The organism is Aquincola agrisoli (assembly GCF_036621135.1).
Taxonomy (GTDB): Bacteria; Pseudomonadota; Gammaproteobacteria; order Burkholderiales; family Burkholderiaceae_C; genus Aquincola; species Aquincola agrisoli.
This window is the reverse complement of the sequence record NZ_JAZIBG010000024.1, coordinates 182825-199362: the sequence shown is the minus strand read 5'-3', so window position 1 is coordinate 199362 and position 16538 is coordinate 182825. Positions and strand designations below refer to the sequence as shown.

Here is a 16538-nt window from a genome sequence, read left to right as displayed (position 1 = left end):
TCGGGCAGGTCATGAAGTCGATCCTGCCCTTCTACGGCGCGCTCACCGTGTGCCTGGCGCTCGTCACCTACGTGCCGGCGTTCTCGCTCTGGCTGCCGGGGCTCTTCAAGTAAACAGGCGGCGCTGCCGCGACCGGGGCCACGGCGGGCGACCGCCGTGGCTCTTTTTCCTGGAGGTGATAACAACCGGCAGAGATGGCGCCAGGCCCGCGCGGCAAGCTGCGCACGATTGCCCAAACCGCCCGCCGCGGGCCCGCGCGCCGCACTCACGGCAGCGGCGGGCGCGGCCGATATTCCCCAGCGGCACGTCGGTTTGCGTGTCGCCTGACGCAGGGAGTGGGTGCCATGAAACGCAGCGGTTGGAAGCAGTGGCTGGGCCTCGGGCTCGTGGTGGTGTCGGCCTGGGCAGCCCCCGCGGCCGCGGCCGACCTGAAGGAGATCCAGGCCCGGGGTGAGCTGCGCCATCTGGGCATCCGCTACGCCAACTTCGTGACCGGCGACGGCGACGGTTTCGATGTCGAGCTGGTAAAGGGCTTCGCGAAGCACATCGGCGTCGACTACAAGCTCGTCTACACCGACTTCTACTCCGTGCTGCGCGACCTGCTGGGCCAGGAGGTGGGCCGCGACGGCGGCAAGGTGGTGCTGTCGGGCAGCTTCCCGGTCAAGGGCGACATGATCGCCACCGGCTTCACCGTACTGCCCTGGCGCGAGCAGGTCGTGCTGTACTCAGCGCCTACCTTCCCGTCGCAGGTGCTGCTGGTTGCCCGGGCCGATTCGCCGCTGAAGCCGATCGCCGGCAGCGAAGACCTGGCCAAGGACGTCGCGCAGACCAAGGCCCTGATCGGCCGCAGGAGCCTGCTGGTGATGGAGCGCACCTGCCTGGACCCGGCCAACTACGGGCTGAAGGGCATCGGCCTGGACCTGCGCGCCTACACCCGCAGCACCAACCTCAACGAGATGGTGCCCGCGCTGCTGAACGGCCACGCCGAACTGACGCTGCTCGACGTGCCCGATGCGATCCTCGACCTGCAGAAGTGGGCCGGCAAGATCAAGGTGCTGGGCCCGATCTCGGAAGAGCAGGCGCTGGCCGCCGCGTTCCCGAAGGGGTCGCCCGAGCTGCGCGACGCATTCAACGCCTACCTCGCGAAGATCAAGGCCGACGGCAGCTACGGCAAGCTCGTCGACAAGTACTACCGGGGCATCCGGCGCTACTTCCCCGCGTTCTTCGCCCAGCGCTGAGCGGTCCGGCGGATCCTTGTCCATGCGCCTGCTGACACGCTGGCCGGTCCTCGTGGCGCTCATGTTCGGCGCCTACGCCGCCGCGCTGCTGTTCAACGCGTTCCAGGCCCAGGCGCAGCTGCGTTCGGCCGCGGAGGCCCGCGTGGTGGCCGACAGCAAGCGCGTGGGCATCCTGATGAGCGACGTGCTCGCCGACCGCATGCAGGACGCCGCCGGCCTCGCGGAGCTGCCGGAGATCCGCAGCTACTTGGCCAACAAGTCGCTGGGCATGTCGGGGCGCTACGGGCTCGACGCCAACCTGGGCGCGATCGAGGCCGCCTTCCACGGCGAACGCAGCCGCCAGACCACCCGCGGCGGCCTGGTCTCGGCCCAGATCGCCTTCTACGACGAAGAAGGCCGGCTGCTGGCCGAGATGGTGCCGGGCGCGCCGCCACGCATCGCGCCGGCGGAGGGTCCGGCGTCGCCGCAGCAGTCGGTCGACCGCGCCGCCGCCCGCCTGGTGACCACCGTGCCGGTGATCCACAAGGACACGGCGGCGGGCACCGTCGTCACGGTGGCCGAGCTCGCGCCGCTGACCCGCTCGCTGATCGCGTCGGACACCTACCGGGAGCTGCTGCTCACCGACCGCGGCGAGGAGCTGAAGCTGGCCGCCGCCAGCGGGCTGGGCGCCGAACTGCTGCGCAGGCTGGCCGCGATGCCGGCGCACACGCCGGTACCGATCGACGGCGGCCTGCTGGCGATCAACTCCCCGGTGGCCGGTGCCGGGCTGACAGTGGTGTCGCTGCTCGCTGCCGCCGACGTCTACAACCACCTGACCTCCCGGCCGATGCTGTACGCCGCCTGCGCGGTGCCGCTGCTGCTGCTGCTCGCGGCGTTGATGTACGAGCGCATGCGCAGCCGCACCGAGCGCCTGCAGTTCGCGCTCGACGGTGGCGGCGAATGTGTCTGGGAATGGGAGATCGAACGCGGGCGCTGGCGCTACTCGCCGGGCTGGCTGCGCATGCTCGGCCTGTCGGCAGCCGCGGCGGGCACCTCGCTGCGCGCATGGGAGGAGCGCATCCACCCCGACGACCGCCACCGCGCCCTGGCCGAGCTGCGCGGCCACCTCGGCGGCACGCGCGACACCTACGACAGCGAGCACCGCGTGCGCACCGGCGAAGGCCGGTGGCTCTGGGTGCACGACAGCGGCATCGTCGCGCGCCGCACGCGCAACGGCGCACCGGCCACCATGGTGGGCACCTGCAGCGACATCGGCGAGCGCAAGCAGGTGGAGGCCTCGCTGCTGTCCAGCGAGCAGCGCCTGCGCACCATCTACAACGGCATCGGCGAGGCGCTGCTCATCCTCGACCTCCAGGCCGACCGCATCCTCGACGGCAACGACCGCGTGCTGGAGATGTTCGGCTGCACGCGCGAGGCACTGTATTCGCTGACCTTCGCGAGCCTCGGGGAGGGGACGCCGATGTCCTGCGCCCCGGAGATCGAGCAATGGGCGTCGAAGGCGGCCGGCGGCACGCCCCAGTCCTTCGAGTGGCGCGCACGGGCGCGCGACGGCCGCGAGTTCTGGGTCGACGTGAGCATGCGCCGTGCCGACCTCGGCGAGAGCGAGGACCGCCTGCTGGTGCTGATGCGCGACATCTCGGAACGCAAGGAGTCCGAGGAGACCATCTGGCGCCAGGCCAACTTCGACGGGCTCACCGGCCTGCCCAACCGCCGCATGTTCCATGCGCGCCTGGAGCAAGAGATCCGCCAATCGCGCCGCACCGGCACGCCGATGGCGGTGATGTTCCTCGACCTCGACCGCTTCAAGGAGATCAACGACACGCTCGGCCACCACATCGGCGACGTGCTGCTGCTGGAGGCGGCGCGCCGCGTCGGCCTGTGCGTGCGCGAGTCGGACCTGGTGGCCCGGTTGGGCGGCGACGAGTTCACCGTCGTGCTGACCGGCCTGCAGGACCTCGACGGCGTGGACCGCGCCGCGCAGGCCATCCTCGACAAGCTCAGCGAGCCTTTCGAGCTCGACGACGAGCGCGTCTACATCACCGCCAGCATCGGCATCACGCTCTACCCGCGCGACGCCGCCGACGCGCACACGCTGCTGAAGCAGGCCGACCAGGCGATGTACGCCGCCAAGGCGCAGGGCCGCAACCGCTTCAGCCACTTCACGCCCTCGATGCAGACCGCCTCGCAGTCGCGGCTGCGGTTGGCCGGCGACCTGCGCGCGGCGATCGGCGGGCCGCAGTTCAGGCTGCTCTACCAGCCGATCGTCGACCTGCGCACCGGCGCCTTGCGCAAGGCCGAGGCGCTGCTGCGCTGGCAGCACCCGGCACGCGGCGCCGTGAGTCCTTCGGAGTTCATCCCCGTCGCGGAGGAAACCGGCCTGATCGTCGAGCTCGGCGACTGGGTGTTCCGCGAGACGGCGCGCCAGGTGCAGGCCTGGCAGCTGCGCCACGGCATCGACCTGGAGGTGAGCTTCAACGTCTCGCCGGTGCAGTTCCACCGCATGGACGGCCTGCAGGCGCAGTGGGCGCGGCACCTGCGCGAGATCGGCCTGCCGCAACGCTCGCTGACGCTGGAGATCACCGAAGGCCTGCTGCTCGATGCCAACCAGGCCGTCACCGAGCAGCTGCTGAAGTTCCGCGACGCGGGCCTGCGGGTGGCGATCGACGACTTCGGCACCGGCTACTCGTCGCTGTCGTACCTGAAGAAGTTCACGATCGACTACCTGAAGATCGACCAGTCGTTCGTGCGCAACCTGTCGCCGGACTCCGAGGACATGACGCTGTGCGAGGCCATCATCGCGATGGCCCACAAGCTGGGCATCCAGGTGATCGCCGAGGGGGTGGAGAGCGAGGCCCAGCAGGCCCTGCTGGCCCGCGCGGGCTGCGACTTCGGCCAGGGCTACGCGCTGTCGCGGCCGCTGGAAGCCCAGGCCTTCGACGCCCTGCTCGCTCGGCGGGCCGAGCGCCCTGCCCGGCCGGCCGCGGCGGGCCTCGGGGGCGCGGCGGCGCAGAGCGCGACGGTCAGGCCGGCATCGGGCGCCAGGGTCCGCAGGCGGCCCCGGCCCTTGTCCACCCGCTGGTAGCGCGCGGACGCGGTCAGCCCGCGAACGTCAGCACCTGGCCGTCGCGGAAGAAGGCCTGCAGGTTGTCGAAGGTGAGGTCGGCCATGGCTTGGCGCGTCTCGCGGGTGGCGCTGGCGATGTGCGGCAGCAGCACCACGTTGTCGAGGTGCATCAGCTCGCCGGGCACGTGCGGCTCGCGGTCGAACACGTCGAGGCCGGCGCCGGCGATGCGCTTGTCGACCAGCGCCTTCACCAGCGCCGCCTCGTCGATCACGCTGCCGCGGGAGACGTTGACGATGAAGCCGTCGGGGCCCAGCGCGTCGAGCACCTCGGCGTCGATGAGGTGGTGGGTGCCCGCGCCGCCGGCGGTGATGACGATCAGGTAGTCGGCCCAGCCCGCGAGCGCCAGCAGCGACGGCTCGTGCTGCCAGGGCACGTCGGCCACCGGGCGGCGGCTGTGGTAGCGGATGTCCATCTCGAAGCCGCCGGCACGGCGCGCGATGGTGCGGCCGATGCGGCCCAGCCCGACGATGCCCAGTTTCGCGCCGCTGACGCGGCGGCCGAGCGGGAAGCGGTGCTCCAGCCATTCGCCACGGCGCACGAAGCGGTCCGCCGCGGCGGTGCGGCGCGCGACGTCGAGCATCAGCGCGATCGCGAGGTCGGCCACGCAGTCGTTCAGCACCTCCGGCGTGTTGCCCACGGCGATCCCGCGGCGCGCAGCGGCGTCGAGGTCGAGCTTGTCGAGGCCGACGCCGAAGCTGGAGATCACCTTCAACGCCGGCAGCGCATCGATCAGCGCCGCGTCCGCCCCCACGGCCGCCGAGGTGACCAGCCCGACGAAGCCGTCGCCGTGCTCGGCCAGGAAGGTCTCGGGGTCGGCCTGGGTGTCGAGCCGGTGCAGGTCATAGGCCTCGGCCAGCCGGGCCTCCAGGCCGGGCATCAGCGGACCTTGCTGCAGGATGCGCTGCTTGTTGTTCATCAGGACTCCTCATGGATGGCAAAGAAGCAAAAAGCCCCGGCTGCGGTGGACCGCGCCGGGGCTGTCGGAGGTCGCCCGGCATCATGCCGCCAGGCGAGCCCGAATGGCACATCACGCTTGCGTGTATGCGGTTTTGACGGTGGTGAAGAACTCGGCCGCGTAGCGGCCCTGTTCGCGCGGGCCGTAGCTCGAGCCCTTGCGGCCGCCGAACGGCACGTGGTAATCGACCCCCGCGGTGGGCAGGTTCACCATCACCATGCCGGCCTGCGCGTGGCGCTTGAAGTGCGTGGCGTGTTTCAGCGAGGTGGTGGCGATGCCCGAGGCCAGGCCGAACGGGGTGTCGTTGGCCAGGTGCAGGGCCTCGTCGTAGTTCTTCGCGCGCTGCACGCTCACCACCGGGCCGAAGATCTCCTCGGTGTTGATGCGCATGCCGGGCGTCGTTTCGCTGAAGAGCGCCGGCGCCATGAAGAAGCCGGGCTGGCCATCCACGTTGGTCGGGATGGCTTCGCCGCCGGCCACGAGCCGGGCACCTTCGTTCTTGCCGATGCCCACGTATTCGAGGTTCTGCGCGAGCTGCTTCTCGTCGACCACCGGGCCGATGTCGGTGCCGGCCTTGCGGGCGTCGTCCACCTTCAGCGTCTTCATCTTCTCGGCCATCGCCGCGACGAAGCGGTCGTGGATGCCTTCGGTGACGATCACGCGGCTCGACGCGGTGCAGCGCTGGCCGGTGGAGAAGAAGCCGCTGTTGACGGCGGCGCCGACGGCGACGTTCAGGTCGGCGTCGTCCAGCACCACGAACGGGTTCTTGCCGCCCATCTCGAGCTGGAACTTGGCCATGCGCGCGACGCAGGCCGCGGCGACGCGCTGGCCGGTGGGCACCGAGCCGGTGAAGCTGATCGCATTGACGCGCGTATCGTCGAGCAGCACCGCCCCCACCTCGGAGCCGCGGCCCATCACGAGGTTGAACACGCCGGCGGGCAGGCCGCTGCGCGAGAGGATGTCGGCCAGCGCCCAGGCCGAGCCGGGCACCAGGTCGGCGGGCTTGAAGACGACCGTGTTGCCGTGCGCCAGCGCCGGGGCGATCTTCCAGGCCGGGATGGCGATCGGGAAGTTCCACGGCGTGATGAGGCCCACCACGCCGACGGGCTCGCGCGTCACCTCGACGCCCACGCCGGGACGCACCGAGGCCAGCAGGTCGCCGGCCGCGCGCAGCGCCTCGCCGGCGAAGAACTTGAAGATGTTGCCGGCGCGGACCACTTCGCCGATGGCCTCGGGCAGCGTCTTGCCTTCCTCGCGGGCCAGCAGGTCGCCCAGTTCCGCCTTGCGGGCCAGGATCTCGCTGCCGGCGGCGTCGAGCACGTCGAAGCGCTGCTGGGGCGTCGACACGCCCCAGGCCGCCTGCGCGGCGTGCGCCGCGGCGATGGCTTGCCTGGCCTGCGCCGCGTCGGCCTGCGCGTACTCGCCGATCACGTCGCGCGTGTCCGACGGGTTGATGTTGCGGCTCGTGCGGGCGCCCTGCACCCACTCGCCGCCGATGAAGTTCTGGTGAATCGTCATGGCTTCTCCTTGAAGCGGAACACCGGCTGCCACGCCGTCGCCGCCGACCCCGCAGCAACCGCGGATCCGGCTCCGCCGGTCCGCTGGTTGCGTCCCCTTGAGGGGGAGCGGCGAAGCCGCTACGGGGGTGGTCCGTTATTGCGGTCCGAGCTTGGTGATCAGGGCCTGCAGTGCGTCGACTTCGGCGGCCTGCAGGTCCGACAGCGGCGGGCGCACGGGGCCGGCGCTGTGGCCGACGAGGGTGGCACCGGCCTTCACGATGCTCACCGCGTAGCCTTCGCCGCGGTTGCGGATGGCGAGGTAGGGCAGGAAGAACTCGTCGATCAGGCGGTTGGTCGTGGCGGTGTCGCCGGCGGCCAGCGCGTTGTAGAAGTCCATCGCCGTGCGCGGGATGAAGTTGAAGACGGCCGACGAATAGACCGGCACGCCCAGCGCTGCGTAGGCCGAGGCATATACCTCGGCGGTGGGCAGGCCGCCCAGGTAGGCGACGCGGTCGCCCAGCGCGCGGCGCACGCCGACCATCTTCTCGATGTCGCCCACGCCGTCCTTGTAGCCGATCATGTTCGGGCAGGCGTCAACGAGGCGCTGCAGCGTCTCGGGGCTGTAGCGCGAGGCGCCGCGGTTGTAGACGATGACGCCGATCTTCACGCTGTCGCACACCGCCTTGGCGTGCTGGAACAGGCCTTCCTGGGTGGCTTCGGTCAGGTAGTGCGGCAGCAGCAGGATGCCCTGCGCCCCGGCCTTCTCGGCCTCCTGAGCGTACTTGATCGCCAGCGTGGTGCCGCCGCCGGCACCGGCGACGATGGGCACCTGGCCGCGGCAGGTCTCGGAGGCCACCTTGATGACCTGGCTGAACTCAGTGGGCTCCAGGGAGAAGAACTCGCCGGTGCCGCCAGCGGCGAACAGCACGGTCGCGCCGTAGGGCATCAGCCATTCCAGCCGCTGGGCGTAGCCGCGAGGATCGAACTGCAGGTCAGCGCCAAAGTCGGTCAGCGGAAAGGACAGCAGTCCGGACGACATCGCTTGCTTGAGTTCCTGGGGGGTCATGGGCTCTCCGGTGGGCCGCGGCGCGCGGCAGGGGGGTGGACGGGCTAGTGCGCTTTGTTGTCCGTCATCGTACAACATGCGCCTTCACGGCCACAAGCCCGCGCGGTATCCGTATTTCTGCTTACTAAGAAGCACGTCCACCCCCTTGACGCAACCGCTGCGTTTCGCACAAGATGGTTGTACGACAACTGACCTCATGCCGTCGTTGCGCACCCGCGTTGGCCGCCTTTCCCGTCCGCGCACCTGCCGTACCGGCGCCGTCCGCGGCGCTTCCCCGGAGACAACCGATGTCCACCTCCCCGACCCGCTCCCACGACACCCGCCGCCGCCTGGCGCTCGCCACGGCCGCCCTGCTCGGGCTGGCGGCCGCCGCGCCCGTCCTGGCGCAGGACAGCTGGCCGTCCAAGCCGATCCGCATCGTCGTGCCGTTCGCGGCCGGTGGCACCTCCGACGTGCTGGCCCGCACCCTCGGCGCGCAGCTGCAGACCGCGCTGAAGCAGACCGTCATCATCGACAACAAGGCAGGCGCCGGAGGCGTGATCGGCGCGGACAGCGTGGCCAAGTCGCCCGCCGACGGCTACACCATCCTGCTGGGCACGATCGCCACGCACGCGATCAACCCGGCCCTGCTGCCCAAGATGCCCTACAACGCCGCGAAGGACTTCGCGCCGGTCATGCTGCTGGGCAGCATCTCCAACGTGCTGCTGGTCGGCCCCGACCAGCCCTTCAAGAGCGTCAAGGACGTGATCGCCGCCGCCAAGGCCAAGCCGGGCTCGCTGAGCTTCGCGTCGGCCGGCCAGGGCACCTCGCAGCACATGTCGGGCGAGACCTTCAAGCTGCTGGCGGGCGTCGACATCTCGCACGTGCCCTACAAGGGCAGCGCGCCGGCCATCCAGGACGTGATGGGCGGCCAGGTGCCGATGAGCTTCGAGACGGCGCTGGTCGCGCTGCCGCAGGTCAAGGCCGGCAAGGTGCGCGCGCTGGCCGTGACCTCGGCCAAGCGCACGCAGGTGCTGCCCGACGTGCCGACGCTGCAGGAAGCCGGCGTGGCCGGCTTCGACGTCGCGAGCTGGCAGGCGCTGTGGATGCCCGCCGGCACGCCGCCCGCCATCGTCGGCAAGCTCAACGCCGAGCTGCAGAAGATCATCGCCCAGCCCGAGACCAAGGCCAGGATGGACGGCCTGGGCCTGGAGTACACGCCGAACACGCCCGAGCAGTTCGCCGAATTCCAGCGCGCCGAGCAGGCCAAGTGGGCCAAGATCGTCAAGGACGGGAACGTCAAAGCAGAATGAGCCCGGCCGTCGACGAGACGCCCCGGAGACCGCGCCGATCCATCCCCACCGAACCGCCATGCCCGCCACCACGCAAGCCCCGCTCACGATCCTGATGCACGAGCGCGACAACGTCGCGATCGTGGCCAACGACGGCGGGCTGCCGGCCGGCACCACGCTCGCGTCCGGCCTGGTGCTGCGCGACCATGTGCCCCAGGGCCACAAGGTCGCGCTGGCCGATGTGCCGGCCGACGGCGCAGTGCGCCGCTACAACGTGCCCATCGGCTACGCGCTGAAGGACATCCCGGCCGGCAGCTGGGTGCACGAGCGGCTGCTGAAGATGCCTTCGGCGCGAGGGCTCGACGACCTGCCGATCGCCACCGTCAAGCCCGCACCGCTGCCGCCGCTGGAGGGCTACACCTTCGAGGGCTACCGCAACCCCGACGGCTCGGTCGGCACGCGCAACATCCTGGCCATCACGCAGACGGTGCAGTGCGTGGCCGGCGTCACCGAGTTCGCGGTGCAGCGCATCAAGTCCGAACTGCTTCCCAAGTACCCGAACGTCGACGACGTGGTGGCCCTGGAGCACACCTACGGCTGCGGCGTGGCCATCGACGCGCCCGACGCGGTGATCCCCATCCGCACGCTGCGCAACATCAGCCTGAACCCCAACTTCGGCGGCGAGGTGATGGTCGTGAGCCTGGGCTGCGAGAAGCTGCAGCCCGAGCGCCTGCTGCCGCCCGGCAGCATCCCGCTCCAGGCGGCCCCCGGGACGCCTGCGGCGTCGGCCCCCCAGGGGGGCGCTGCCGGCTTGGGGCGGCCCGGCGCCGGCACCGACGAGCGCAACGTGGCCGACGTCGGCACCACCGAGGAAGCCAAGCTCGACGTGGTCTGCCTGCAGGACGACAGGCACGTCGGCTTCATGTCGATGATCGACTCGGTGATGCGGCAGGCCGAGGAGCACCTGGAGCGCCTGAACGCCCGGCGCCGCGAGACGGTGCCCGCGAGCGAGCTCGTGGTCGGCGTGCAGTGCGGCGGCAGCGACGCCTTCAGCGGCGTCACCGCCAACCCGGCCGTGGGCTTCTGCACCGACCTGCTGGTGCGCGCCGGCGCCACGGTGATGTTCTCGGAGGTGACCGAGGTGCGCGACGGCATCGACCAGCTCACCTCGCGCGCCACCACGCCCGAGGTGGCCGAGGCCATGATCCGCGAGATGGCCTGGTACGACGCGTACCTGAACAAGGGCCGCGTCGACCGCAGCGCCAACACCACGCCCGGCAACAAGAAGGGCGGGCTGTCGAACATCGTCGAGAAGGCGATGGGCTCGATCGTCAAGAGCGGCAGCGCGCCCATCTCCGGCGTCGTCCCGCCCGGCGAGAAGGCCCGGCAGCGCGGCCTGCTGTACGCGGCCACGCCGGCCAGCGACTTCATCTGCGGCACGCTGCAGCTCGCCGCCGGCATGAACCTGCACGTTTTCACCACCGGCCGCGGCACGCCCTACGGGCTGGCCCAGGTACCGGTGATCAAGGTCGCCACGCGCAGCGACCTGGCCCGACGCTGGCATGACCTGATGGACGTCGACGCCGGCACCATCGCCACCGGGGAGAAGACCATCGAGCAGGTCGGCTGGGAGATGTTCCGGCTGATGCTCGACGTCGCCAGCGGCAGAAAGACCTGGGCCGAGCACTGGAAGCTGCACAACGCCCTGGTGCTGTTCAACCCCGCCCCCGTGACCTGAGCCCCTGCGCCCCGCCCATTGAACACCTCCGCCTTCTTCACCCGCCCCCGCAACGTCTTCGCGCTCGCGCTGCTGTGCTGCCTGCTGTGGGGCAGCTCCTATCCGGCCATCAAGAGCGGCTACGCGCTGTTCGGCATCGCCGCGGGCGACCTGCCCGCCAAGCTGCTGTTCGCCGGCTGGCGCTTCCTGGCGGCGGGCCTGATGCTGCTGGCCTTCTCGAAAGCGATGGGCCGGCCGGTGGGCGTGGCCGGCGGCGCGCAGTGGGCCCGCCTCGGGCTGCTGGGGCTGACGCAGACCACCCTGCAGTACGTGTTCTTCTACGTCGGCCTGGCCTACACCACCGGCGTGAAGGGCTCGATCCTCAACGCCACGGGCACGTTCTTCAGCGTCATGCTGGCGCACTGGCTGCATGCCAACGACCGGCTCACGCCGCGCAAGGTGCTGGGCTGCATGCTGGGCTTCGCCGGCGTGATGGTGGTCAACGTCGGGCGCGGTGCGCTGGACTTCGAGTTCACGCTGCTCGGCGAAGGCTTCATCGTCATAGCGGCCTTCGTGCTGGCCGCCTCCAGCATCTACGGCCGGCGCGTGTCGCAGGGCATGGACCCGGTGGTGATGACGGGCTGGCAGCTCACGCTCGGCGGTGCCGCGCTGCTGGGCCTGGGCTGGGGCTTCGGCGGCTCGCTGCACGGCTTCACGCCGGCCTCGACCACGCTGCTCGGCTACCTCGCGCTGCTGTCGGCCGCCGCGTTCTCGCTGTGGAGCCTGCTGCTCAAGCACAACCGCGTGAGCCTGGTGACGGCCTTCAACTTCATGGTGCCGGTGTTCGGCACCGCGCTGTCGGCGATCTTCCTCGGCGAGCGGGTGCTCGAATGGAAGAACGCGCTGGCGCTGGTGCTGGTATGCGCCGGCATCTGGCTGGTCACGCAGCAGGCGGCGGCACGCCGGGCGCCGGTGCCGGCCGGCGGGCCGGCGTAGCGGCGCGCGGCAGGGCCTCAGCCGACAGGCCGCCGGCATGGCCGCCGACACGCGCGGCACGCCGCCCGGTGCAGCATCGCGTTCGCCGCTGCCCGAGCGGCGCCCCCACCGCACCCCCATGCCCCCTGCCTCCCCGCTCCACCAGATCCTCGGCCTGATCGCCTGGCTGGCGCTGTGCGCCGCCGCCGGCGCGGTCGGCGCCATCGCCTCGTCCGACGCACCGGCCTTCTATGCCGAACTGGCGCGCCCCGGCTGGGCGCCGCCGGCATCGGCCTTCGGACCGGTCTGGTCCCTGCTCTACACGCTGATGGGCGTGGCGGCCTGGCTGGTGTGGCGCCGCCATGGCTGGCGGCAGGCCGGGCCCGCCCTGCTCCTGTTCGTGGTGCAGCTCGCGCTCAACGCGTTGTGGAGCTGGCTGTTCTTCGCATGGCGCCTGGGCGGGGCGGCATTGGCCGACATCGTGCTGCTGGTGCTGCTGATCGCCGCGACGAGCGTCGCCTTCTGGCCGCTGCAGCGGGCGGCCTCCGTGCTGCTGTGGCCCTACCTGGCCTGGGTGGGCTTCGCGACGGCGCTCAACTACACGCTGTGGCGCATGAACCCGGCGCTGCTGGGCTGAGCAGCCCGCGCGGCCGGCGCCTCAGGGCCGGCGGAACGACACCTGCTGGCGCGACCAGTACGGCCCGTCGAGCCGATCCATGCGCACCACGCCGCCGGTGGACGGCGCATGCACGAAGCGGCCCTCGCCGACGTAGATGCCGGCATGGGTGGGCGCCGCGGCACGCGCGCCGAAGATCACCAGATCGCCAGTGCGCAAGGCCTCGCCGGACACCTGCTGGCCCCAGTCGCCCAGCATCGCGACCGTGCGCGGCGCGAGCACCGGCGTGCTGCCATGGCGGTACACGTAGCCGATCAGCCCGCTGCAGTCGAAGCCGCCTTCCGGCGTGTTGCCGCCGTAGCGGTACGGCGTGCCGACCAGGCCCAGCGCGTGCATCGCGACGTCGCGCGCGGCCTCGGGGCCGAGGCGCGAGGCGACCGGGCCGCCGGGGCCCTTCGGTGCCGTTCCGCAGGCGCTCAACAACAGCACGGCCGCCAGCAGCAGCGCCGGCAGCGGGCCGGCGGCGAACAGGCGGCCGCGGCCAGGGGGGCCAGCCGGCAGGCAGCGGTCTCGTGGTGGCATCAAGCGGGCTCCGGCGTGGGGGTCGCGGGAGCGTACCGCGCCTGGGCGGGCGCAGCGGTCCGCCGGGGCTAGATCCGGAAGCTGCCGACGGCATGCACCAGCGCCTGCGCCTGGTCCTTCAGGCTCTCGGCGGCGGCCGCGCTTTCCTCGACGAGCGCGGCGTTCTGCTGCGTCACCTGGTCGAGCTGCGTCACCGCGGTGTTGACCTGGCCGATGCCGTCGCTCTGCTCGGAGGCGGCGGCCGTGATCTCGCCGATGATGTCGGAGACTCGCTGCACCGAGCTGACGATCTCCTGCATCGTCTGGCCGGCATCGGCCACCAGGCGCGAGCCCGAGGCCACCTTGTCGACGCTGGCGCCGATCAGGCCCTTGATCTCCTTGGCGGCTTCGGCGCTGCGCTGCGCGAGCGTGCGCACCTCGCCGGCCACCACCGCGAAGCCCCGGCCCTGTTCACCGGCCCGCGCGGCTTCCACCGCGGCGTTCAGCGCCAGGATGTTGGTCTGGAACGCGATGCCGTCGATCGTGCCGATGATGTCGGCGATCTGCTTGGAGCTGGCCTGGATGTCGTCCATCGTCGAGACGACCTGCGACACCACGCTGCCGCCGCGCGCGGCCACATCCGCGGCCGAGGCGGCCAGCTGGTTGGCCTGGTAGGCGGAATCGGCGCTCTGCTTCACCGTGCCGGTGAGCTGCTCCATCGACGCGGCGGTCTGCTGCAGGTTGCTCGCGGCCTGTTCGGTGCGGCTCGACAGGTCGGCGTTGCCCACCGACACCTCGCTCGACGCGACCTGGATCGAATCGGCCGACTGGCGCACCTGGTGCACCATGCTGCGCAGGTTGACGGTCATCGTGTTGAGCGAACCGACCAGGCGGGCGATCTCGTCGCTGCCCTCGACCGCCACCTGCCGCGACAGGTCGCCCTGCGCGACCGCATCGGCCAGGCCCGCGGCCCCGGCCACCGGCCGCGTGATGGACCGGGTGATGACCCAGGCGAAGCCGCTGCCCAGCGCCAGCGACAGCACCGCCAGCACCGCCAGGCCGGTGCGGGCGTGGAGTGCGCTCTCGTCGATGTGCTGCGCGGTCTCGTCGATCGCGCGGCGCTGGAAGTCGAGCAGGCGCTGCATGCTCTCGATGTAGGTCTGCGAATGCGGCACGAAGGTGCTCGCGAAGATACGCTCGGCCTCCTCGGCCTGGCCGTCGCGCTTGGCCTTCATCACCGCGTCGCGCGCGGCGAGGTAGTCCTTGCGCTTGGCGGTGATGGTCGCCATCAGCTGCTTCTCTTCCTCGCTCGCGGGCAGCGCCTCGATCGCCTTGATGATCTCGTTGCCACGCGCGGTGGAAGCCTTGGCCTCCTCGGCGAAGAAGGTCTCCAGGCTCGCATCGGCACTCTTGGCGATCGCGGCCGTACGGCGGACGCCGACGTTGAGGTTGCGGAACCATTCGGAGGCGAGGCGCTCCTTGGCGAGCGGCACGTCCATCATGTCGCGCGTGGCGTCGGCCACCGCGGACAGGCGCCAGCAGCCGATCAGCGCCATGAGCGCAGCCAGGGCGAGCACGACGGCGAAGCCGCCACCCAGGCGGGTGCCGATGCGAAGGGCATTGAGGTTCAAAGGGAACTCCAGTCGGATGACGGGCCGGGCCCGATCGCGGGGCCGCGGCGCGAAGTAGGAAGGATCAGGGCAGAGCGCGGGCGCCCGGGCTCAGAAGCGGGTCCAGTCGTCGGTGCCGGTCGCGCTGCGCGCGGGGGCAGCCGCGGGCCGGGCAGCGTGGAGCGCGGGCTTCGGCACGAGGCGGCTGACGTTGGTCGCGCGGCCCGGGCCGCGGCGTTCGCTGCCGTTCCAGGCCACGGGCGCGGCAGGCGCTGCTGCGGCGCCGGCCTCGAGGCGGAACACCGCGACCGCTTCGACGAGCTGGTTCGCCTGCGTCTTCAGGCTCTCGGCCGCCGCGGCGCTCTGCTCGACCAGCGCGGCATTCTGCTGCGTGGCCTGGTCCATCTGCGTGACCGCCTCGCCGACCTGGCTGACGCCGGCCGACTGCTCGGTGCTTGCCGAGCTGATCTCGCCGACGATGTCCGCCACGCGGCGGATCGAGGCGACCACCTCCTGCATCGTCGAGCCCGCCTGGTCGACCAGCGCGGTGCCGTGCTCCACGCGTTCGACGCTGGTCGAGATCAGCGTCTTGATCTGCTTGGCGGCCTCGGCGCTGCGCTGCGCGAGGCTGCGCACCTCGCCGGCCACGACCGCGAAGCCGCGGCCCTGCTCGCCGGCGCGGGCGGCCTCCACCGCCGCGTTCAGCGCCAGGATGTTGGTCTGGAACGCGATCCCGTCGATCGTCCCGATGATGTCGGCGATCTGCTTGGACGAGTCGTTGATGCCCTTCATCGTCTCGACCACCTGGCCCACGACCTCGCCGCCGCGCACCGCGACGGTGGAGGCGCCCAGCGCGAGCTGGTTGGCCTGGCGGGCGTTGTCGGCGTTCTGCTTGACGGTGCTCGACAGCTCTTCCATCGACGCGGCGGTTTCCTCCAGCGCGCTGGCCTGCTGCTCGGTGCGGGCGCTCAGGTCGGCGTTGCCGCTGGCGATCTCGGCCGAGGCCGTGGCCACGCCTTCGGCATTGCGGCGCACGCCGCTGACGATGCCGCCGAAGCGCTGCTGCATGTGGGCGAGTGCCTGCAGCAGGCGCGCGGTTTCGTCGCGGCCCTCCACGGGAATGCGGGCGGCCAGGTCGCCGTCGGCCATCGCGGTGGCCGAGGCCACGGCCTGCTGCACCGGGCCGGTGATCGATCGCGTGACGAGCCACGCCGTCAGCACGCCCAGCACGATCGCGAGCACCGTGCCGCCCACCAGGATGGCCTGGCCGGTGCTGGCCGCCTGCGCCGCCTGGGCCTGGCTCTCGGCCAGTTCGCGGTCCATGTGCTTGAGCAGCGCATCGAGCGACGCGGTGTAGGTATCGGCCAGCGGGCGCAGGTCGCGCTCCACGGCAGCGGAGACGTCCTCGCCCGCATCCTTGCGCTTCATCAGCGCGGAGCGTGCGCTGCGGTAGGCCTCCCGCGGCGCGGCGACGCTGCCCAGCAGGTCGGCGCCGCCGCCTTCGAGCAGTTCTTCCAGGCGCTTGAGCTTGGCCGAGGTGGTCGCCGAGGTGGCGTCCATGTCGGCCCGCAGCTTGGCGATCTGTGCGGCGTCCTGGGTCGTCAGGGCGGCCGCGGTGCGCACCCAGTTCAGCCGGATGTCGTTGGTCCACGCCTGCGTCACGGTGGCGCGCTCCAGCTTCGTGGTGGCCAGGTCGTGGCTGGTGGCAGCCAGGCTGCCCAGCCGCCAGACGCCGACCACGGCGATGAGCACGGTGATCGCGAGGATCAGGGCGAACGCGGCGCCCAGGCGCGTGCCGACGCGGAATCGATTCAGATTCATGCGAACTACTTTCTTTTCCAGGCCATGCTGCGGCCGCCCAACGAGGTCCGCCCTTCGCGGAGCGGTGAGCAAATTACGGCGTGTA

Annotated in this window: 12 protein-coding genes; 6 read left to right on the top strand and 6 right to left on the bottom strand. The window is 71.3% G+C overall.

Going from position 1 to position 16538, the window contains the following annotated elements; genetic code table 11:
- Window positions 1-344: 344 nt before the first annotated feature.
- Together V4F39_RS10965 and V4F39_RS10960 are read left to right on the top strand one after the other, a co-directional pair.
- Entirely contained in the window at window positions 345-1238 is an 894-nt protein-coding gene (locus V4F39_RS10965) for a transporter substrate-binding domain-containing protein (protein WP_332289409.1), read from the top strand.
- A 22-nt stretch (window positions 1239-1260) separates the two neighbouring features.
- Complete coding sequence (locus V4F39_RS10960) at window positions 1261-4320, top strand: putative bifunctional diguanylate cyclase/phosphodiesterase (protein WP_332289408.1); 3060 nt, start codon at window positions 1261-1263, stop codon at window positions 4318-4320.
- 13 nt (window positions 4321-4333) lie between these two features.
- Here the strand turns inward: V4F39_RS10960 and V4F39_RS10955 are convergent, their stop codons facing one another.
- The 3 genes from V4F39_RS10955 to kdgD all read right to left on the bottom strand — a co-directional run bounded on the left by V4F39_RS10955 (window position 4334) and on the right by kdgD (window position 7882).
- A complete protein-coding gene (locus V4F39_RS10955) occupies window positions 4334-5278 on the bottom strand; it encodes a 2-hydroxyacid dehydrogenase (RefSeq protein ID WP_332289407.1) in 945 nt (314 codons plus the stop codon).
- A gap of 111 nt (window positions 5279-5389) precedes the next feature.
- Window positions 5390-6829, bottom strand: coding sequence for an aldehyde dehydrogenase family protein (locus V4F39_RS10950; RefSeq protein ID WP_332289413.1), 1440 nt, complete (start codon window positions 6827-6829; stop codon window positions 5390-5392).
- 141 nt (window positions 6830-6970) lie between these two features.
- Window positions 6971-7882 carry a 5-dehydro-4-deoxyglucarate dehydratase gene (kdgD, locus tag V4F39_RS10945; protein ID WP_332289406.1) on the bottom strand — a complete coding sequence of 304 codons (912 nt, stop codon included), beginning with the start codon at window positions 7880-7882 and terminating at the stop codon, window positions 6971-6973.
- 287 nt (window positions 7883-8169) lie between these two features.
- Between kdgD and V4F39_RS10940 the strand changes: the two genes are divergently transcribed.
- The 4 genes from V4F39_RS10940 to V4F39_RS10925 all read left to right on the top strand — a co-directional run bounded on the left by V4F39_RS10940 (window position 8170) and on the right by V4F39_RS10925 (window position 12482).
- Window positions 8170-9174: a tripartite tricarboxylate transporter substrate binding protein gene (locus V4F39_RS10940; protein ID WP_332289405.1), complete on the top strand. Its 1005-nt coding sequence runs from the start codon at window positions 8170-8172 to the stop codon at window positions 9172-9174.
- A 58-nt stretch (window positions 9175-9232) separates the two neighbouring features.
- Entirely contained in the window at window positions 9233-10891 is a 1659-nt protein-coding gene (garD, locus tag V4F39_RS10935; protein WP_332289403.1) for a galactarate dehydratase, read from the top strand.
- Window positions 10892-10909: 18 nt separating this feature from the next.
- A complete protein-coding gene (locus tag V4F39_RS10930; RefSeq protein ID WP_332289402.1) occupies window positions 10910-11866 on the top strand; it encodes a DMT family transporter in 957 nt (318 codons plus the stop codon).
- 118 nt (window positions 11867-11984) lie between these two features.
- Window positions 11985-12482, top strand: coding sequence for a TspO/MBR family protein (locus V4F39_RS10925; protein WP_332289401.1), 498 nt, complete (start codon window positions 11985-11987; stop codon window positions 12480-12482).
- Window positions 12483-12503: 21 nt separating this feature from the next.
- Here V4F39_RS10925 and V4F39_RS10920 read toward each other — a convergent pair whose 3' ends face one another.
- From V4F39_RS10920 to V4F39_RS10910, 3 genes are all read right to left on the bottom strand, one after another.
- Complete coding sequence (locus tag V4F39_RS10920) at window positions 12504-13043, bottom strand: C40 family peptidase (RefSeq protein WP_332289400.1); 540 nt, start codon at window positions 13041-13043, stop codon at window positions 12504-12506.
- Between the two features lie 68 nt (window positions 13044-13111).
- Window positions 13112-14653 (bottom strand): methyl-accepting chemotaxis protein, encoded by a 1542-nt coding sequence (locus V4F39_RS10915; protein ID WP_332289399.1) that lies wholly within the window; start codon window positions 14651-14653, stop codon window positions 13112-13114.
- Window positions 14654-14743: 90 nt separating this feature from the next.
- The gene (locus V4F39_RS10910; protein WP_332289398.1) at window positions 14744-16453 is read right to left on the bottom strand and encodes a methyl-accepting chemotaxis protein; all 1710 of its coding nucleotides are present in this window, start codon (window positions 16451-16453) and stop codon (window positions 14744-14746) included.
- Window positions 16454-16538 lie beyond the last annotated feature (85 nt).